General features: G+C 72.5%; 12 protein-coding genes and 1 tRNA gene. 7 read left to right on the top strand and 6 right to left on the bottom strand.

Annotation, left to right across the window (positions count from 1 at the left end):
• The first annotated feature begins 6 nt into the window (after positions 1 to 6).
• From ABZ641_RS00065 to ABZ641_RS00055, 3 genes are all read left to right on the top strand, one after another.
• A complete protein-coding gene (locus tag ABZ641_RS00065; RefSeq protein WP_359978033.1) occupies positions 7 to 1,482 on the top strand; it encodes an MFS transporter in 1,476 nt (491 codons plus the stop codon).
• A gap of 106 nt (positions 1,483 to 1,588) precedes the next feature.
• Positions 1,589 to 2,560: a polyphosphate kinase 2 family protein gene (locus ABZ641_RS00060; protein WP_359977983.1), complete on the top strand. Its 972-nt coding sequence runs from the start codon at positions 1,589 to 1,591 to the stop codon at positions 2,558 to 2,560.
• Positions 2,557 to 5,274 carry an HAD-IC family P-type ATPase gene (locus ABZ641_RS00055; RefSeq protein WP_359977981.1) on the top strand — a complete coding sequence of 906 codons (2,718 nt, stop codon included), beginning with the start codon at positions 2,557 to 2,559 and terminating at the stop codon, positions 5,272 to 5,274. Before ABZ641_RS00060 ends, ABZ641_RS00055 begins: the two co-directional genes overlap by 4 nt.
• Positions 5,275 to 5,365: 91 nt before the next feature.
• On the opposite strand, the gene ABZ641_RS00050 is transcribed toward ABZ641_RS00055, so the two are convergent.
• Entirely contained in the window at positions 5,366 to 7,999 is a 2,634-nt protein-coding gene (locus ABZ641_RS00050; RefSeq protein ID WP_344622791.1) for a valine--tRNA ligase, read from the bottom strand.
• Between the two features lie 217 nt (positions 8,000 to 8,216).
• On the opposite strand from ABZ641_RS00050, the gene gltX reads away from it, so the two are divergent.
• The 4 genes from gltX (at position 8,217) to ABZ641_RS00030 (ending at position 14,698) form a co-directional block, all read left to right on the top strand.
• A complete protein-coding gene (gene gltX, locus ABZ641_RS00045; RefSeq protein ID WP_359978031.1) occupies positions 8,217 to 9,581 on the top strand; it encodes a glutamate--tRNA ligase in 1,365 nt (454 codons plus the stop codon).
• 143 nt (positions 9,582 to 9,724) lie between these two features.
• The gene (locus ABZ641_RS00040; RefSeq protein WP_359977979.1) at positions 9,725 to 10,456 is read left to right on the top strand and encodes a hypothetical protein; all 732 of its coding nucleotides are present in this window, start codon (positions 9,725 to 9,727) and stop codon (positions 10,454 to 10,456) included.
• Positions 10,453 to 14,163, top strand: a complete 3,711-nt coding sequence (locus tag ABZ641_RS00035; RefSeq protein ID WP_359977977.1) for a DUF6531 domain-containing protein — start codon at positions 10,453 to 10,455, stop codon at positions 14,161 to 14,163. The genes ABZ641_RS00040 and ABZ641_RS00035 overlap by 4 nt, the downstream gene beginning before the upstream one ends.
• Positions 14,164 to 14,269: 106 nt before the next feature.
• The gene (locus tag ABZ641_RS00030) at positions 14,270 to 14,698 is read left to right on the top strand and encodes a hypothetical protein (RefSeq protein ID WP_359977975.1); all 429 of its coding nucleotides are present in this window, start codon (positions 14,270 to 14,272) and stop codon (positions 14,696 to 14,698) included.
• Between the two features lie 417 nt (positions 14,699 to 15,115).
• Here the strand turns inward: ABZ641_RS00030 and ABZ641_RS00025 are convergent.
• The 5 genes from ABZ641_RS00025 to ABZ641_RS00005 all read right to left on the bottom strand — a co-directional run.
• Positions 15,116 to 15,192 (bottom strand) — tRNA-Thr (locus ABZ641_RS00025).
• A gap of 99 nt (positions 15,193 to 15,291) precedes the next feature.
• The gene (gene leuE, locus ABZ641_RS00020) at positions 15,292 to 15,957 is read right to left on the bottom strand and encodes a leucine efflux protein LeuE (RefSeq protein WP_344622795.1); all 666 of its coding nucleotides are present in this window, start codon (positions 15,955 to 15,957) and stop codon (positions 15,292 to 15,294) included.
• A gap of 126 nt (positions 15,958 to 16,083) precedes the next feature.
• Positions 16,084 to 17,679 (bottom strand): alpha/beta hydrolase, encoded by a 1,596-nt coding sequence (locus tag ABZ641_RS00015; RefSeq protein WP_344622796.1) that lies wholly within the window; start codon positions 17,677 to 17,679, stop codon positions 16,084 to 16,086.
• 191 nt (positions 17,680 to 17,870) lie between these two features.
• Entirely contained in the window at positions 17,871 to 19,010 is a 1,140-nt protein-coding gene (locus ABZ641_RS00010; protein ID WP_359977973.1) for a hypothetical protein, read from the bottom strand.
• A gap of 242 nt (positions 19,011 to 19,252) precedes the next feature.
• Positions 19,253 to 19,856: DNA polymerase III subunit delta' C-terminal domain-containing protein (locus tag ABZ641_RS00005; protein ID WP_359977971.1), on the bottom strand; the 604-nt coding region annotated here is incomplete at its 5' end.

Genomic DNA, 19,856 nt, shown 5'->3' with positions numbered 1-19,856 from the left:
GCGCCGGTGGAGTCCGCCCGCGAGGCCCGGCTGCCCGGCCGGTGGCCGGCCCTCGCGGTGATCTGCCTCGCCCAGCTCGTCGTGGTGCTCGACAACACCGTGCTGAACGTGGCCGTCCCCACCCTCGGCCGGGAGCTCGGCGCGGACACCGCCGGCATCCAGTGGATCGTCAACGCCTACTCCCTCGTCCAGGCCGGGCTGGTGCTCGCCGCGGGCGCCGCCGCCGACCGGTACGGCCGGCGACGGCTGCTGCTCACCGGGCTCGCCCTCTTCGGCCTCGGCTCGCTCGCCGCCGGACTCTCCACCACCACCGGGCAGCTGATCGCCGCCCGGGCCGGCATGGGGGTGGGCGGCGCCCTGCTGATGACCAGCACGCTCGCCGTGGTGATGCAGCTCTTCGACGCCGAGGAGCGCACCCGGGCGATCGCCGCCTGGAGCGCCGTCAGCGCGCTCGGCTTCGCGGCCGGCCCGCCGGTCGGCGGCCTGCTGCTGGCGCACTTCGCGTGGGGCGCGCTCTTCCTGGTCAACATCCCGGTGGTGCTGCTCGGGCTGGCGGCCACCCGGCTGCTCGTCCCCGAGTCCCGCGCCCCCGGCGGCGGCCCGCCCGACCTGCTCGGCGCCCTGCTCTCCACGGCCGGCACGACCGCGGTGGTCTACGCCGTCGTCTCCGGGCCGGAGCACGGCTGGGCCTCCGCCCACGTGCTGCTGCCCGCCCCGGCCGGCCTGCTGCTGCTCGCCGCCTTCGCCCACTGGGAGCGGCGGACGGCCCACCCGATGCTCGACCCGGCGTTCTTCCGCGACCGGCGGTTCACCGGGGCGGTCACCGGCGTCGTGCTGATCACCTTCGGCAGCGCCGGCGTGCTCTTCCTGCTCACCCAGCAGCTGCAGTTCGTCCGCGGCTACCCGCCGCTGGAGGCCGGCCTGCGGATGGCGCCGTTCGCGCTCACCGTCGTCGCGCTCAACTTCACCGGCCTCACCGCCCGGCTGATCGCCCGGCTCGGGACGCCCCGCTCCATCGCCCTCGGCATGACGGTGCTCGCCGCCGGCTTCTGCACCGCCGCGTTCGCCGGCGGCGGCTACGGGCCGCTGCTCGCCGGGCTGGTGCTCATGGGCGCCGGCTGCGCGGTCGCCAACCCGGCCATCGTCGAGGCCGTGGTGGGCGCGATCCCGCCGGACCGGGCCGGAGCCGGCGCCGGCATCGACGGTGCGATGGCCGAGGCCGGCAGCAGCCTCGGGGTGGCCGCGCTCGGCGCCGTGATGAACGCCCGGCTGACGGCCGTCCTGCCGGCCGCGGCCTCCGTACCGGCCGCCCTCGCCGCGGCCCGCACCGAGGCGGACCGCGCCGCCGTCCTCGACGCCTTCACCGAGGCCTCCCGCACCGCCCAGCTGGTCGGCGCCGCCGCCGTCCTCGCCGGCGGTCTGGCCGCCGCCCTGCTGCTGGCCCGCGCCGCCCGGACCTCCCCCGGCCACGACCCCGCCTGACCCGGCCCGAACGGCCGTACTCCGATTGCCGCACCCGGACCCCGGGCGGAGCGTGGCAGGTGACTCCCGCCTCCGCCCGAGGCGGTCCTGCGGAAGGTGCCCGGGCATGGCGGACGACCGAGCCGAGGCCATCGCGCGCTTCATCGCGCCGCTCCGGGTGGAGCCCGGGTCGAGGGTCGACCTCGCCCGCGACTTCGACCCCCGCTACCGGGCCCACCTCAAGAAGCGGGACGGCGCCGAGCTGCTGCGCACCGGCGTCGAACTGCTCGCCGAGTACCAGGACCGGCTCGCCGCCCAGGACACCTACGGCGTGCTGCTCTGCCTCCAGGCGCTCGACGCCGGCGGCAAGGACGGCACGATCCGCCACGTCATGAGCGGCGTGAACCCGCAGGGCGTGAAGGTCAGCAGCTTCAAGGTGCCCTCCTCCGAAGAGCTCGACCACGACTACCTGTGGCGCTACAACCTCCGGCTGCCCGGCCGCGGCGAGATCGGCATCTTCAACCGCTCGCACTACGAGGAGGTCCTCGTCGTCCGGGTCCACCCGGAGAACCTGGAACGGCAGCGGCTGCCCGAGGCCGCCCGCGGACCGGACGTCTGGAAGCGCCGCTACCGCGACATCAACCGCTGGGAACGCCACCTCACCGACAACGGCTTCAAGGTCGTCAAGGTCTTCCTCAACCTCTCCCGCGAGGAGCAGCGGATCCGCTTCCTGAAGCGGATCGACCTGCCGCAGAAGAACTGGAAGTTCTCCGCGGCCGACGTCCGGGAGCGCCGCTTCTGGGACGACTACCAGCTGGCCTTCTCCGAGATGCTCTCCGCGACCAGCACCGAGTGGGCGCCCTGGTACGTGGTGCCGGCCGACCGCAAGTGGTTCGCGCGGATCTGCGCGGCGGCCGTCCTGGTGCACACCCTGGCCGGGATCGACCCGCAGTACCCGACGGTCGGCGCCGAGGCCCGCAAGCAGCTGCGCCTCGTCCGGCGCGACCTGGAGGACGAGGCCCCGCCCGGCGCCGAGGCCGACCCGTACGAGGCTGAGCACGGGAAGGGCAAGAAGCGGAAGAAGAAGGGGAGCCGATGACCCAGCAGGCTGACCCGGCGGCGGCTGCGCCCGCACCGAGCTGGTACACCCGGCCGCCGACGGAGGTGCTGGCCGCCTTCGACGTCGATCCGGCCGTCGGCCTGAGCGCCGCCCGGGCGGCCGAGCGGCTCGCCGCGGACGGCCCGAACGCGCTGCCCGAGGAGAAGCCGAAGCCGACCTGGCGGCGGTTCCTCGACGAGTACCGCAGCTACATGCAGATCATCCTGGTGGCCGCCGCGGTGGTCTCGCTGGCCATCAAGCAGTGGAGCACCGGCATCCTGCTGGTCCTGCTGACGCTGCTGAACGCCGTGGTGGGCCTGCGCCAGGAGGGCAAGGCCGAGAGCGCGATGAACGCGCTGAAGTCGATGATGAAGGCCACCGCGCGGGTCCGCCGGGACGGCACCGAGTCGGAGATCCCCGCCGAGCAGCTGGTCGTCGGCGACGTCGTGCTGATCTCGGCGGGCGACCAGGTCCCCGCGGACGGACGGATCGTCCAGGCGAGCGCGCTGCAGATCGACGAGTCGGCGCTCACCGGCGAGAGCGTCCCGGCCGCCAAGGACGCGGGCACGCTGACCGGCGAACGGCTGGCGCCCGGCGAGCAGTCGAACATGGCGTTCATGAACACCCCGGTGACGCACGGCAGCGGGCTGCTGGTCATCACCGGCACCGGTTCCGGCACCGAGCTCGGCAAGATCTCCGGCCTGCTCTCGGCCACCGAGAAGGAGCAGTCCCCGCTCGACCGGGAGCTCAACACCCTCACCCTGTGGATCGCCGGCGCGGCCGGCCTGACCATGATCGTGATGTTCGCGCTCGGCCGCAGCCGCGACCAGGCCTGGGACGCCCTCTTCGTCAGCGCGGTCTCGCTGGCCATCGCGGCCATCCCGGAGGCGCTGCCGACCGTCTCCCAGGTGATCCTCTCCGTCGGCAGCCTCAACCTGGCGAAGCGCCACGCGATCGTGAAGGAGCTGCCCTCGGTCGAGACCCTGGGCTTCACCTCGGCGATCAACTCCGACAAGACCGGCACCCTGACGATGAATCAGATGACGGCCGTGGAGGTGCTCAGCCCGACCGACCGCTACACCGTCTCCGGCACCGGCTACGGCCTGGAGGGCCGGATCCACCACGCCGCGGGCACCTCGGCCGGCGTCGAGGACGCGGTGCTGCCGTACCTGGTCGCCAGCGACGCCAAGCTGGTGGACGGCCGGGTGGTCGGCGACCCCACCGAGGGCGCCCTGCTGGTGCTCGGCCACAAGGCCGGTCTGGACATCGAGGCGACCCGGGAACGCTACCCGCGGCTCGCCACGCTGCCCTTCGACCCCGGCTACAAGCTGATGGCCACCTTCAACTCGGCGGTGGACGCCATGGGCCGGCCGGTCGTCCGCTGCTTCGTCAAGGGGGCCGCCCCGGCGGTGATGGGCCGGGCCGCCACCGCGCTCTCGGCCGGCACCACCGTCCCCTGGGACGGCGAGCTCGCCCGGCGGGCCGTCGCGGCCACCGAGCGGATGGGCGGCGAGGGTCGCCGGGTGATGGCCGCCGCCGTCCGCGACATCGACCCGGCGCACTTCGATCCCGGCGGCGATCTGCTCGCCCTGGTCACCGACCTGCAGATGACCAGCCTGGTCGGCATGGTGGACCCGCCGCGCGAGGAGTCCAAGGCGGCGGTCGCCGAGGCGCAGGCCGCCCACATCCGGGTCCGGATGGTGACCGGCGATGACGTCACCACGGGCGCCGCCATCGCCCGGCAGCTCGGCATCGAGGGCGAGGCCGTGCTCGGCGCCGACTTCGCGGCCCTGTCCGAGCAGGAGCAGATGGAGCGGATCGACACCATCGGGGTGGTCGGCCGGGTCGCGCCCGAGCACAAGGTGCTGCTGGCGAACACGCTCAAGAAGAAGGGCGCCGTCGTCGCGATGACCGGCGACGGCGTCAACGACGCGCCGGCGATCAAGGCCGCCGACATCGGCATCGCCATGGGCAGCGGCACCGACGTGGCGAAGAACGCCAGCCGGATGATCCTCTCCGACGACAACTTCGCCACCATCGTCTACGCCGTGGCGGAGGGCCGGAAGCTCTACGACAACCTCACCAAGTACATCCGCTTCGTCCTCCTGCTGCTGGTCACCTTCGTGCTGACCTTCCTCGGCGCGACGATCCTCAACATCGCGAGCGGCGAGCCCTTCCCGCCGCCCCAGGTGCTGTGGATCCACTTCGTGGTGAACGCGCCGTTCGGCTTCGCGCTCGGCTTCGACCAGGAGAGCCCCGGGCTGATGCAGCGGACGCCGCGGCCGCGCGGGGAGTCGGTGCTGACCCGGCCGGTGATGGTCACCGTGGGGCTGAGCGGCCTCGCCATCACCGTCTTCCTGCTCTCGCTGATCAAGCTCGGCGAGTCGCGCTACGGCGACGTGGACACGGGGAGCTCGATCGCCTTCACCGCCTTCTCGCTCTGCCTGATCGTCGCGGCCTTCGAGTGCCGCAGCGAGACGGCCTCGGTGTTCAACACCACGACCTTCGACAGCAAGCAGATGAACTGGGCCGCGCTCGGCGAGTTCGTACTGGCCGTGATGGTCACCCAGATGGACGGCTTCCGCCGCATCCTGGGCACCACCCGGATCAGCGTCCAGCAGTTCGGCTGGGCCCTGCTGGCGCCCTTGGCGCTGCTGGTGCTCTGGGAGCTCGGCAAGTGGCTGGCCCGGCGGATGCGGCCGGCCGTGGCCTGAAGGCCCCGAGGAGCCCGAGCGGCCGGACGTGCCGGAGGGCCGCACCCGTCGCGCGGGTGCGGCCCTCCGTCGTCCGTGCCGGGCGGCCCGGTCAGCCCTGCGGCAGGCCGGCCAGCTGGGCGGTGATCCGGGCGATGTCGGCCTCGGCGGCCTCCTGGCGGGTACGGATCTTGGCGACCACCTCGTCCGGGGCCTTCGCGAGGAAGGCCTCGTTGCCGAGCTTGGCGGTGGTCTGCGCCTTCTCCTTCTCGGCGGCGGCGAGGTCCTTGGCGAGGCGCTTGCGCTCCGCCGCGACGTCGATCGTGCCGGACAGGTCCAGCGAGACCGTCGCGCCGGCGACCGGCAGCGAGGCGGTGGCGGCGAAGCCGGCCTCCGGCACGGTCAGGCGCAGCAGCGAGCGGATCGCGTCCTCGTGGACGCCGAGCACGGTGCCGGCCAGCTCGAGCCGCGCGGGGACGCGCTGCGCGGGCTGCAGGCCCTGGTCCGAGCGGAAGCGGCGGACCTCGGTGACCACCTGCTGCAGGGTGGCGATCTCGGCCTCGGCCTCCGCGTCGCGGAAGCCGGAATCCTTCGGCCACTCGGTGACCACCAGCGACTCCGCGCCGGTGAGGGTGGTCCACAGGGTGTCGGTGACGAACGGGACCACCGGGTGCAGCAGGCGCAGGGTGAGGTCCAGGACCTCGCCGAGGACCCGGCGGGCCGCGTCGGCCTGCGCGCCGCCCTTGGCGAGGGTGGTCTTGGAGAGCTCGACGTACCAGTCGAAGACCTCGTCCCACGCGAAGTGGTAGAGCGCGTCCGAGACCTTGGCGAACTCGTAGTCGTCGTACAGCGCGTCGACCTCGGCCACGGTCGCGTTGAGGCGCGAGAGGATCCAGCGGTCGACCGAGGTCAGCTCCTCGGCGGCCGGGAGCGGGCCCTCGACGGTGGCGCCGTTCATCAGCGCGAAGCGGGTGGCGTTCCAGATCTTGTTGCAGAAGTTCCGGGAGCCCTTGACCCAGTCCTCGCCGATCGGCACGTCGGCGCCGGGGTTGGCGCCGCGGGCCAGGGTGAAGCGGACGGCGTCGGCACCGTAGGCGTCCATCCAGTCCAGCGGGTCGACGGCGGTGCCGGACGACTTCGACATCTTCTTGCCGAACTCGTCGCGGACCAGACCGGTCAGGGCGACCGTCTTGAACGGCGCCTGGCCGTCCATCGCGTACAGGCCGAACATCATCATCCGGGCGACCCAGAAGAAGATGATGTCGTGGCCGGTCAGCAGGACGTCGGTCGGGTAGAACTTCTCGAGGTCGGCGGTCTTCTCCGGCCAGCCGAGCGTGGAGAACGGCCACAGGCCGGAGGAGAACCAGGTGTCCAGGACGTCCGGGTCCTGGTGCCAGCCCTCGCCGGTCGGCGGCTGCTCGTCCGGTCCGACGCAGACGACCTCGCCGTCCGGGCCGTACCAGACCGGGATCCGGTGGCCCCACCAGAGCTGGCGCGAGATGCACCAGTCGTACATGTTGTCGACCCAGTCGAAGTAGCGGCGCTCCAGCTCCTTCGGGTGGATCTCGACCCGGCCGTCGCGGACCGCGTCGCCGGCGGCCTGGGCCAGCGGGCCGACCTTGACCCACCACTGCAGCGACAGCCGCGGCTCGACCACGGTGTGGCAGCGCGAGCAGTGCCCGACCGAGTGCTCGTACGGGCGCTTCTCGGCGACGATCCGGCCCTGCTCGCGGAGCGCGCCGACCACGGCCGAGCGGGCCTCGAAGCGGTCCAGGCCGAGGAAGGGGCCGTGCACGGTGATGACACCGCGCTCGTCCATCACGGTCACGTTGGGCAGGCCGTGGCGCTGGCCGATGGCGAAGTCGTTGGGGTCGTGCGCCGGGGTCACCTTGACGGCGCCGGTGCCGAACTCCGGGTCGACGTGCTCGTCGGCGACGACCGGGATCTCGCGGTCCGTCAGCGGCAGCTTGACGGTCCGGCCGACCAGGTGCTTGTAGCGCTCGTCGTCCGGGTGGACGGCGACCGCGGTGTCGCCCAGCATCGTCTCGGCGCGGGTGGTCGCGACGACCACCGAGTCCTCGCCCTCGCCGTAGCGGATCGAGACCAGCTCGCCGTCGCGGTCCTTGTGCTCGACCTCGATGTCGGAGAGCGCGGTGAGGCAGCGCGGGCACCAGTTGATGATGCGCTCGGCCCGGTAGATCAGGCCGTCGTCGAAGAGCTTCTTGAAGATGGTCTGGACGGCCTGGGACAGGCCCTCGTCCATGGTGAAGCGCTCGCGCGACCAGTCGACGCCGTCGCCGAGGCGGCGCATCTGGCCGAGGATCTTGCCGCCGTAGTTCTCCTTCCACTCCCAGACCTTCTCGACGAAGGCCTCGCGGCCCAGGTCGTGGCGGGAGAGGCCGGACTCGGCGAGCTGCTGCTCGACCTTGTTCTGGGTGGCGATGCCGGCGTGGTCCATGCCGGGCAGCCACAGCGTCTCGAAGCCCTGCATCCGCTTGCGGCGGGTGAGGGCGTCCATCAGCGTGTGCTGGAAGGCGTGGCCGAGGTGCAGCGCACCGGTGACGTTCGGCGGCGGGATGACGATGGTGTACGCCGGCTTGTCGCTCTTCGCGTCCGCCGTGAAGTAACCGCGGTCCACCCAGCGCTCGTACAGCTCGCCCTCTACCTCGGCCGGGGCGTAGGCGGTCGGCAGTTCGGGGTGGCTGATCGGCCCGCGGTCGGGAGCCTGCTGAGTGTCATCGGTCACCCCGCCATCCTAGAGGACGGGCCGCGAGCGGCCGGACGCCGTCCGTGGTGCGGCGCGGTGCGGCGGGCCGTGCGGGGGCCGTGCGGGGGCAGTGCGGGGGCGGGTGCACGCCCTCGGGGCGGCGGTCGGGCGGAGCAGGGGCGGGCGCGGGATCGGTAGGCTGTGCGGCATGTCTGCTCCCGCTGTTCGCGTCCGTTTCGCACCGTCCCCGACCGGCATGTTCCACGTCGGCGGCGCTCGTTCCGCCCTCTACAACTGGGCTGTGGCGCGACAGTCCGGCGGCACCTTCGTCCTGCGCATCGAAGACACCGATGCGGCGCGCAACAAGCCCGAGTGGATCGACGGCATCGTCAACGCCCTCTCCGCGATCGGCATCAACGAGTCCGACCCCGCCTTCGAGGGCCCCTACTTCCAGTCGCACAACGCCGACCGGCACCGCGAGGCGGCCGGGCAGCTGCACGCCGCCGGCAAGGCCTACTTCTGCGACTGCACCCGCGAGCAGGTCCAGGAGCGCACCGGCTCGCAGCAGTTGGGCTACGACGGCTTCTGCCGCGAGCGCGGCCTCGACTGGGAGGCCGGCCGGGCGATGCGCTTCCGCACCCCGGACGAGGGCGAGACCGTGGTCGTGGACCTGATCCGCGGCGAGCCGGCCTTCCCGAACAGCGCCATCGAGGACTTCGTCATCGCCCGCGGCGACGGCACCCCGGTCTTCCTGCTCGCCAACGTGGTCGACGACCTCGACGAGGGCGTCACCCAGGTGATCCGCGGCGAGGAGCACCTCTCCAACACCCCGAAGCAGCAGCTGCTCTGGGAGGCGCTCGGCGTGCAGCCCCCGGTGTGGGCGCACCTGCCGGTCATCGTCAACGAGAAGCGGCAGAAGCTCTCCAAGCGCCGCGACAAGGTGGCGCTGGAGGACTACCTGGCCGAGGGCTTCCTGCCCGAGGCGATGGTCAACTACCTGATGCTGCTGGGCTGGGCGCCGGGCGACGACCGCGAGATCCTGCCGTTCGAGGAGCTGCAGCAGCTCTTCCGCGTGGAGAACGTCAACAGCTCCTCGGCGTTCTTCGACATCAAGAAGCTGACCGCCTTCAACGGCGACTACATCCGGGCGCTGGGCGCGGAGCAGTTCGCCGCGGCCTGCGCGCCGTGGCTGGCCGCCCCGCACGCGCCGTGGCAGCCGGAGGCCTTCGACGCCGCCGTGTTCGAGAAGGTCGCGCCGCTCGCGCAGACCCGGATCGCGGTGCTGTCGGAGATCACCGCGCAGGTGGACTTCCTCTTCCTCGACGAGCCGGTCGCCGACGAGGCGTCCTGGGCGAAGGCGATGAAGGCGGGCGCCGCCGAGCTGCTGCGGGACGTCCGGGCCGTGCTCGCCACGGCGGCCTGGACGGCCGAGGACCTCAAGACCGTCCTGGAGAAGGTCGGCGCCGAGCACGGCCTCAAGCTCGGCAAGGCCCAGGCCCCGATCCGGGTGGCCGTCACCGGCCGCACCGTCGGCCTGCCGCTGTTCGAGTCGATGGAGCTGCTCGGCCGCGACCGCGTGCTGGCCCGCCTCGACGCCGCCGCGGAGCGCCTCGCCGCCTGATCCCCGCTCCACCCCGTCCGCCCCCGGACCGCCGGCCCCGCCGGTGAGGTCCGGGGGCGGCGGCATGTGTGCAACCGCGGCATCGGCACTGTCGTCCTGCTGTGCGATCGTAGGTTCACATGCCGTGACGGGGGAGGAACAGCATGGCGATCGAGTTACCCGGTGAGGTGGAGTCGTTCCTGGCCTTCATCGGGATCCGCTGGCCGTCGGTGAACGAGGACAAGGTCCGCGAGTTCGCCGACCACGTGCGGGAGTTCGCCGACAAGGTGGACGAGGCGCACCGGGAGTCGACGGCGACGATCCACGCGTTGTCGGAGGCGTACGAGGGTGCCTCGTACGAGGCGCTGCTGGCGAAGTGGGCGTCGCTGTCGGACTCCCACATGAACGAGCTGGTGCAGGCCTGCCGGGTGGTGGCGACGGCACTGGACGTGGCGGCGGACGTGATCGTGGCGATGAAGCTGGAGGCGATCGCCGAACTCGTCGTACTGGCAGCCACGTTGATCGCCGAGCAGGCGGCCGCGGTGGCCACGTTGGGTGCGGCGGAGGCGGCTGCGGCAGCGACGGTGCTGGCGGGGCGCAAGCTGGTGCAGTTCCTTGAGCAGCAGCTGGAGGACTACATCATCGGCCAGGTGATCGAGGCCGCGATCGACCCGCTGGTGGGTGTTGTCGCGGGTGCGGTGTCGGGCCTGGTGTTCCAGGCGGCCGAGTCGGCGCTCGGTGTCTCCGGCGGCAGTGGGGGCGGGGGCGGCACCGGTTTCCGGATCAACCCGGACGCCCTGGAGGCGCACGCCCGCACCATGCACCAGCACGCCGAGACCGTGGCCGGCCATGCGCAGGCCCTCCAGTCCAAGCTCGCGGGGGTGAGCTTCGAATGAGCAACCGGATCGTCAAGGCGCTCGAACACGGCGCGCAGAAGCTCGGCAAGACGCTCGCGGACGATGCCGGCAAGGCCGTCCACCAGCTGTACAAGCAGGCCGGCGACAACCTGACCAAGGTCGCCAAGAACGTCCGCGAGGTCGAGGCGAAGCACGCCAAGGACCTGGAGAAGATCCTCGCCGGGCACGAGGGCAAGGGTGTCCCGCACCCGCGCTCCGGCGGCGGGGGTCGGGGCGGACGCGGGAACACCCACGGCGGCGAGGGCCGCCGCCAGGTGGCGGATCCGCGGCAGGCGGGCCGGCGTGAGGACGCGGTGTGCGGCGGCGGCGAGCCCGTCGACATGGCCACCGGGCGGATGTTCATCGACCAGGACGACGCCTCCCTGCCCGGCTCACTGCCGCTGGTGTTCACCCGCAACTACGAGTCCGGCTACCTCGCCGGCCGCTGGATGGGCCCGCGCTGGGTCTGCACCTTCGACGAACGACTGGAGATCGACGACGAGGGCGTCGTCCACCTCTGCCCGGACCGCACCACCCAGGCCTACCCCCATCCCGAGCCCGGCGACCCGGTCCAGGCCTCCGCGGGCGGCGCCCGCCGCGACCTCGACATCGACCCGGACAGCGGCACCTACACCCTCACCGACCGCTCCGACGGCCTGACCCGCACCTTCACCACCCGGCCCGGCGCGCAGATCGCCCTGCTCACCCGGGTCCGCGACCGCCACGGCCGCCACTACGACCTCGCCTACGACGCCGACGGCGCACCCGTCTCCATCACCCACTCCGGCGGCTACCAACTGCTGGTCACCGTCGACGCCGGCCGCATCACCGCCCTGCGACTGGCCGGTGGCGGCGAGGACGGCCACGACGCCCTGCTGCTGCGCTACGGCTACACCGACGGCCACCTCGCGTCCGTCTACAACTCCTCCGGCAAGCCGATGCGCTTCGCCAACGACGCGAGCGGCCGCATCCTGTCCTGGACCGACCGCAACAACTCCCGGTACGTCTACACCTACGACGCGCACGACCGGGTCGTCGACGAGGGCGGCACCGACGGTGCGCTGCGCTTCCGCTTCGGCTACGGCGAGGTGGACCCCGCCACCGGTCTCAAGGTCCACACCGAGACCGACGCACTCGGCCACACCACCGCCTACGAGGTCAACGAACACTCCCAGATCACCGCGATCACCGACCCGCTCGGCCACACCACCCGCTACGAACGCGACGCCTACGACCGGCTCCTCGCCGAGACCGACCCCCTCGGCCGCACCACCCGCTACGACTACGACGGTGCCGGCGACCTCGTGTGCGTCACCCGCCCCGACGGCGAACGGTCAACCGCCACCTACGTCGGCGAACTCAGTCTCCCGGCGGACGTCATGGAACCCGGCGGCGCCACCTGGCACCAGACCTATGACAACAGCGGTCTGCGCACCTCGCTCACCGACCCGCTCGGTGCCACAACCCTCTTCTCGTACGACGGGAACGGCCACCTCACCGCCGCCACCGACGCCCTCGGCCATACCACCAGCGTCCGTTGCAACCTCGCAGGTCTCCCCGTCGAGGTCACTGACCCCATCGGGGCCACCACCCACTACGAGCGGGACGCCTTCGGCCGTATCACCAGCATCACCGACCCGCTCGGCCACACCATCCGCACCACCTGGACCGTCGAGGGCCACCCGGCTTCGCGCACCACCTCCGACGGCGCCACCGAGACCTGGACCTACGACGGTGAGGGAAACTGCCTCACCCACACCGACCAACTCGGGCAGACCACCACCTACGAGTACACCCACTTCGAAACGCTCGCAGCCCGCACCACTCCCGACGGTGCCCGCCTCGCGTTCACCCACGACGCGAACATGCAGCTCGTCGCCGTCACCAACGCGCTCGGACAGCAGTGGAGTTACACCTACGACCCGGCCGGCCGTCTGATCGGCGAACGCGACTTCCACGGTCGGACGCTCAGTTACGACATCGACGCCGCAGGCCGCCCGACCAGCACGGTGAATCCGCTCGGCCAGCACACCCGGTACCGCTACGACGTGCTCGATCGTCTCGTCGGCAAGGAGGCCGAAGGCCGCTCCACCGTCTACGCCTACGACAGCGCCGGCAACCTGTGCCGCGCGACCAACCCCGACGCCGCTGTCACCCGCACCCACGACGCACTCGGCAACCTGCTCACCGAAACCGTCGACGGACGCACCACTGCCCACGCCTACGACGCCCTCGGCCGCCGCACTCACCGCACCACTCCGGCCGGCCACACGACGACGTGGACCTACGACCCCGCCGGCCAGGCCGTATCGGTGACCACACCTGGCGGCAGCATCGACTTCGCCTACGACGCAGCGGGACGCGAACAACAGCGCACCGTCGCCGGCCACCTCACCCTGTCCAGCACCTGGGACGCCCGGAACCGCCTCACCGGTCACGCTTTCCGCACCCGGCAGTCCGTTCTCCGGCAACGCTCCTACGCGTATCGGGCCGACGACAGCCTCACCACGATCCACGACGATCTCTCCGGCACACGAACCTTCGAACACGACCCGGCCGGCCGGGTCACCGCCGTTCATGCCGCCTCCTGGACCGAGACCTACGCCTACGACCCTGCGGGCAATCTCACCGGCGCCGACTGGCCCGCCACCGGCGCAGCCACGGCCGCCCACGGCAGCCGGACCTACAGCGGTACCCAACTCGTAGGCGCCGGCCGTATCCGTTACGAGCACGACGCCGCCGGCCGCACCACGCTCCGCCAGGTCACCCGCCTCTCCAGGAAGCCGGACACCTGGGTCTACACCTGGGACGCCGAGGACCGCCTGACCCACGTCCTCACCCCCGACGGCACCCGCTGGCACTACCTCTACGACCCCTTCGGCCGCCGGACCGCCAAGCAGAAGCTCAGCTCGGACGGAGTCACAGTCGAGGAGCAGACCGTCTTCACCTGGGACGGATCCACCCTCGCCGAGCAGACCACCCACGCCCCCTACCTGCCCGGCCCCCACACCCTCAGTTGGGACCACGAGGGCCTGCACCCGCTCGCCCAGACCGAGACCATCGCCACCCCCGGCCAGGCCGACGTCGACCGGCGGTTCTTCGCCATCGTCACCGACCTCATCGGTACCCCCACAGAACTCGTCGACCCGGTCACCGACACCATCGCCTGGCGCACCACCCAGAGCCTCTGGGGCCACACCACCTGGCCCAGCGACAGCACCACCTACACCCCGTTGCGCTTTCCCGGCCAGTACTACGACCCGGAAACCCGACTCCACTACAACGTCAACCGCTACTACGACCCCGAAACCGCCCGCTACACCAGCCCCGATCCGCTCGGGCTCCTCCCGTCCCCCAACCCCGACACCTACGTCCACAACCCGCACACCTGGTGTGACCCGCTCGGTCTCTCCCCGCACGTATCCCGGCAGAAGCAGGACCAGCACGTCCGAGGTACCAAGGAGTATCAGGCCCGGATCGCACAGGGGACACCCACATCGTATTTCGCGAACCGTGCGGAGGCGGATGCCTACGCGCAGCACGCCTGGGACAACGGAACCCCGGTTCCCAACCGGCCCCACGTCCGCGATTACGAATACGGACTTCCTGTCGGACGGGGCCCGAACGGCGGTTGGCAGACCCGGGTACGCGTACACATGGATCAGTCGAAGAAGATTCACGGCCATCCGGCCGGGCCCGAGCACTAGGATGAAAAGCCCCATGGGAAAACGACACCGTCGCCAATCAGATCCCTCATGGTCATGGAATTCCTGGGCCGCGCTGCTCAACCATGTCCAGACAGCCTATAGAGACATGGAGAATCCGCGAAGGAACTTCGTTCTCACCACGAGCCGCGAGAACCCGTATCGCGATCTTGTCCTCGAGCTCGGTTCCCTGGTCCCGCTGGTCGACGACACGGATGTGAACTGCGACGCCAGCTTCAACTACATCCTCGGAGCGAACGGTTCGCTTTTCGTCCGCCTGTCGATGGTCGGCCCGTATGCCATGCTGTCGCGCGATCAAGCGGAGGGGAGGAGCCGGCTCATCGCCACAGAGCAGGATTGCGACTCCGCCGTCGAGCGCGAAGTCTTCCGAACCATGACGAGGGCGGGCCTTCACCTCTTGTCCGAGGAGCAATTGACCACCGAAATCGATTTGGCCCTTCCCGAGGTCCAGCACGCCTCCGTCTACAACGCGTTGTTCGCTCCGGAGGAGGAAACCACGACCAGATGGCCGGAGTAGGCAACCGGCCGCCCGAAGCGCGGTTTCCCGATCGGTCGCACGACAGGTACAAGGTGCTCACCTGACACTGCGGGCCGGGCCTCAGGACGGACGGCGGGAAGCGAGGGGATGACGGGTCCCTGTGGCACGCCTCATCGCGGCCCCGGCCGGCGGGTCGCCGCTCGGCAGAGGAAGGGTCATATCGCCGAACGACCCAGAAAAGATGGGCGTCCTGATCGGCGACAACGCTCCTGCAGGCCCAAGACTCGGGGGCAACCGGAACAAGTACGACCGAACCCATGTCCCCGGCCTGCTCCACCCCCTTCTACGACCGGACCCGAGACCAGGAACACCCGTCTCGCCCGTACCCGCACCACCGAGGTGGGTGGTGACACACGGCAAGGGCCCGGTCGAATCCTCCGACCGGGCCCTTCCTAGTGGAGCCGCCTGCGGGATTCGAACCCGCGACCTACGCATTACGAGTGCGTTGCTCTGGCCAACTGAGCTAAGGCGGCGCCGTTGCCGGAGCTCCCCGACGGGTCGAGGATCGCATCGGCAACGCGGGCCAGTCTACACAGTTTCCAGAGGTGGTCCGCACCGCGGCCGGCTCGGGGTCAGGCGGAGGAGACGGCGAGCTTGGCGGCGAAGCCGGCGAAGAGCAGGGCGACGCCGCTGGTGAGCCCGGCGGAGAGGCGCTTGCGGCGGCGGAAGGCGGTCGCGAGCGTGGTGCCGGCGAAGATCAGCAGGGAGAGGTAGAGGACGCTGAAGGTCTGCAGGATGCCGCCGAGCAGGCCGAAGGAGAGCGCCGGCATGCCGTAGGACGGGTCCACGAACTGGGTGAAGAAGGAGAGCAGGAAGAGGATGGCCTTCGGGTTGAGCAGGCTGATCACCAACGCCCGGCGGAAGGGGTTCTCGGTGCTCTCCGGCAGCGCCTCGGCGGCCGCGGCCGCGTCGATCGCCTCGGCCGCGGCCCGCCGCTCGCGCCAGAGCTCCCGGGCGGCCCGGATCATGCCGACGCCGATCCAGAGCAGGTAGGCGGCGCCGCCGAACTTCACCACGGCGAAGACCGCCGGGTTGGCCTCCAGCAGCGAGGAGGCGCCGAGCGCGGTGAGGCTGATGAGGGTGAAGTCGCCGATGAAGACGCCCGCGGCGGCCCGGTAGCCGGTGCGGACGCCCCTGCGGGCGGCGACGGACAGGACGTACAGCGAGTTCGGGCCGGGCAGCAGGACGATGACCAGGGCGCCGAGGACGTACGTCGCCAGGTCGTTGACTCCGAGCACGGGGGCTCCTGTCGGTGCGGCGGGACACGTGGGGGCGCCTCATGCTAACCGCCAGCACCGTCAGCCAGGTACGGGTCTTACCTGGTGGACAAGGCGCACGCCCCCGGCGCTACGCGGCCCGGGGCGCTACTTGGCGCAGCGGGTGCCCTCCGCCGGCGCCTCGCCGCCCAGCAGGTAACGGTTGACCGCGCCGTCCACGCAGGTGTTGCGCCGCCCGTAGGCGGTGTGGCCGTCGCCGTCGTAGGTGAGCAGCCGGCCGGTCTCCAACTGGCCGGCCAGGGACTGCGCCCAGGCGTACGGGGTGGCCGGGTCGCGGGTGGTGCCGACGACCACGATCGGGGCGGCCCCGACGGCGCGGACGGTGTGCGGCAGCCCGGTCGGCCGGTCCGGCCAGTAGGTGCAGGAGAGGGCCATCCAGGCCATGTCACGGCCGAAGTGCGGGGAGGCGGCGGCGAAGTCCGCCTCGGCGGCCCGGGCCTCCTCCGGGCCGGTGAACGGTGCGGGCAGGTCGAGGCAGTTGACGGCCATGTTGGCGGCCATCAGGTTGGGGTAGCTGCCGTCCTCGCCGCGCTCGTAGTACTCGTCGGACAGCGCGAGCAGCGTGGTGCCGTCGCCGGCCACCGCGTCGGTGAGCGCGGTGCGCAGCTGCGGCCAGAGGAACTCGGCGTACATCGCCTGGATGACGCCGGTGGTGGCCTGGGCCTCGGTGAGCTTGCGGCCGGATCCGGTCGGCAGCGGCTTGGCGTCGATCTGCTGGAAGAGGGCGGTGAGCCGGTCGCCGATCTCCTTCTCGGTGCGGCCGAGCGGGCAGTCCTCGCGCTTGGCGCAGTCCTTGGCGAAGGCGGCCCAGGCGGTCTCGAAGCCGCCGGCCTGGGTGCGGTTGCCGGCCCTGGCGTCCAGGGAAGGGTCCATCGCGCCGTCGAGCACCATCCGGCCGACCCGGCCGGGGAAGAGGCCCGCGTAGGTCGCACCGAGGTAGGTGCCGTAGCTCTTGCCGAGGTAGTGCAGCTTGTCGTCGCCGACCAGGGCCCGCAGGACGTCCATGTCGCGGGCGGCCTCGACGGTGGAGACGTGGCCGAGGACGTCGCCGGACTTCGTCTTGCAGGCTTCGGCGAACTCCTTGTCGGCGGCGATCAGGGCGTCGGTCTCGGCCTGGTCGTCGGGGGTGATGTCGACGGCGGTGTAGGCGTCCATCCGCTCGCCGGAGAGGCAGCTGACCGGGGCGGATCGGCCGACGCCGCGCGGGTCGAGGCCGACGAGGTCGTAGGCGGCGCGGACCTTCGGGTCGTAGCCGTGGGCGACGGCCTCCAGGTAGTCGACGGCGGAACCGCCGGGGCCGCCGGGGTTGAGCAGCAGCGAGCCGAGCCGCTGGGCGCCGCCGGAGGCGCGCTTGCGCACGGCGGCGAGGGTGATGTCCCCGCCGGCCGGCCGGTCGTAGTCGAGCGGGACCTTGAACTGCGCGCACTCGAACTCGCCGTCGCAGCTCTTCCAGTCGAGCTTCTGCGCGTAGTACGGGGCGAGGGCGGCCGGGGTCTGCTCGGGCAGCGGCTGCAGCGGGGCGGCCTTCGCCGCGGCCCCGGAGGCACTCGCGGAGGCGCCGGGCGTGCCGGTGTCGCTGGGGGCCGGCGAGCCGGAGGAGGAACAGCCGGCCAGCAGCAGGGCCGAGGCGGCTGCGGCGGCCAGGACGGCGGTCGCGGGGCGGTTCCGCCGGGTGGCTCGCATGGTGTGGGTCTCCCTCGGGCGCGGCACGGCGCGGAACGGCGGTGCTGTGCGCGGGCCGGTCGCGGGCTCGGCGGGGCGGTCGCCTGGCCGCCCCCAGCGTATCGGGCCCCGCCCGGGCCGCCCCGGTGCCGACACCCTGCGGCGGGTCCGGCCCCGCCGGGTGGGGCCGGGTACACGTCCGGCGGACGGGCTCAGCGGGCCCGGTCGAGGCTGTCGGCGAGGTACTGCACGGCGACCCGCACCAGCCGCAGGCGCTCCCGCTCGTGCGTGTAGTCCTGCACGATGTCGGAGACCTTGACGTCGGCGCGGGCGGCCGGGCCCCTGCCGCCGTGCAGCGCCGTCTGCAGCGCGCGGGCGGCGCCGACGCCAGCGGTGTCCGCCTTGGCTGCGGCCAGCAGCAGGCGGCCTGCGGAGTCGGCGGGCGCGTCGGCGGCGGCCGAGGCGAGTGCGGCGGCGTCGTACCGTCCGGAGACCGCGGCGGCCGCCCCGTACAGGTCGGGGCGGGTCAGCCCGGCGGCCGCCGCGCAGGGGGCTCCGGACTCGACGCCGAGCACGCCCCAGCTGTCCGGTCCGGCGGACAGGGTGCGGAAGGCGGTGGTCACCGCGGTGCGCAGCGCGGCGTCGTCGGCGACGGCCTGCGGGGCGGCGGCGACCAGCTCGCAGGGGTGTTCGGTGCCGCTGGGGGCCTCGGGGGCGACCACCAGGACGGGCCGGGAGCGGCCGAGCTTCACCGCGGAGGCGATGCCGTCGAAGAGGTCCGGCAGTTCGGCGTCGGCGGTCTTCCGGGCGGTGCCGGAGGGCAGGACGATCACCGGGAAGCGGGCCTGCGGGTCGGTGCGGTACTGCGCGGGCAGCCAGACCCGGACGGCGCGGGGCCGGCCGTCGGGGCCGGGGACGGCGGCCTCCATCAGCTCGCCCTCGGCCGGGTGCCCGATCGAGGTGAAGGCGGTGGCGGCGGGCGGCGCCGGACGGGCGGTGGCGGAGTACTGCTCGGCGGCCGGCCGCGGTGTCGCGGGGGCGGCCCCATCGGCGGCCGGCGCGGCCGGGGCGGGCCGGGAGGCCGCCGAGGCCCCGAGGTGCTGCGACCGCCCCCAGGCGCCGGGTGCCCGGCCGGGCAGTACGGCGACGGCCAGCACGGCGGCGCCGACGAGGCAGAACACGGCCGCGGCGGCGCGCAGCAGCAGCGGGCGCTGCTCGGCGGCGAGCCCGTACGTGCGGGCGGAGCGGAGGTCGCGCCAGCCGGTGAGGGTGGAGCGGCCGAGCCGGAGTCCGGCCGCGGCGGCTGCGGCGGCCGCCAGCAGGGGTACGACGACGAGGAGCGGACGGGGCATGGGCGTACCACCTCCGGGCGAGCACGGTCGCCGGACCACGGCTTTCGGACCGACCGTCCACAGGGTGCACAACGGGCCGTGCGGCTCGGCGGGGGCCGGGCGGGCGCCGGGCGACGTTCACTCGAACGAGCGAGGTGACATGCCGTCACCCGGAAGCCCTCGGGGGCGCCCGTCGCAGCAGGAGGCGCCCCGTCGCAGCGGACGCCGGGTCGGTCCGGCGCCCCGGTGGCCGACCTGGAGGTTCAGCCGGCCCGGAGGGCGAGCGTCATCGCCTCGACGGCGAGCAGCGGGTCGACGTTGCGGTCCAGCGCCTCGCGGCAGGCCAGGACGGCCTCGATCCGGCGCAGGGTCGACTCGGCGGGGCCGGCGGAGGCGACCCGGTCGAGGGTCTGCCGGTGGTCCTCGTTGGCGAGCGGGCCGGCGGAGCCGAACTGCAGGGCGAGGACGTCCCGGTAGAAGCCGAGCAGGTCGAGCAGGGCGGTGTTGAGCGTCTCGCGGCGGGTGCGGGTGGCCCGGCTCTTCTGCCGCTTCTCCAGCTCCTTGACCGCACCGGCCATGCCGCGTGGCGCCCGGCTGCCCTCGGAGGCGCCGTACGCGGCCTTCAGGTCGTCGGTCTCCTTGGCGTCCTGGGTCTCGGCCAGGGCCTCGGCGTCGGCCTTGGCGGTGTCGACCAGCCGCTGGGCGGCGGCGAGGCAGCCGCCGACGTCGGCGACCTCCAGCGGGATGCGCAGCACCTCGGCCCGGCGGGCGCGCGCCTGCTCGTCGACGGCGAGGCGGCGGGAGCGCTCGATGTCGCCCTGCCCGGCGAGGGCGGCGGCGTGCGCGGGGCCCGGGTCGACGCCGTCC

Source organism: Kitasatospora sp. NPDC007106, assembly GCF_040634455.1.
Taxonomy (GTDB): domain Bacteria; phylum Actinomycetota; class Actinomycetes; order Streptomycetales; family Streptomycetaceae; genus Kitasatospora; species Kitasatospora arboriphila.
Note: the sequence above shows the minus strand (reverse complement) of the source record. Positions and strands in the feature narration are given on the sequence as shown.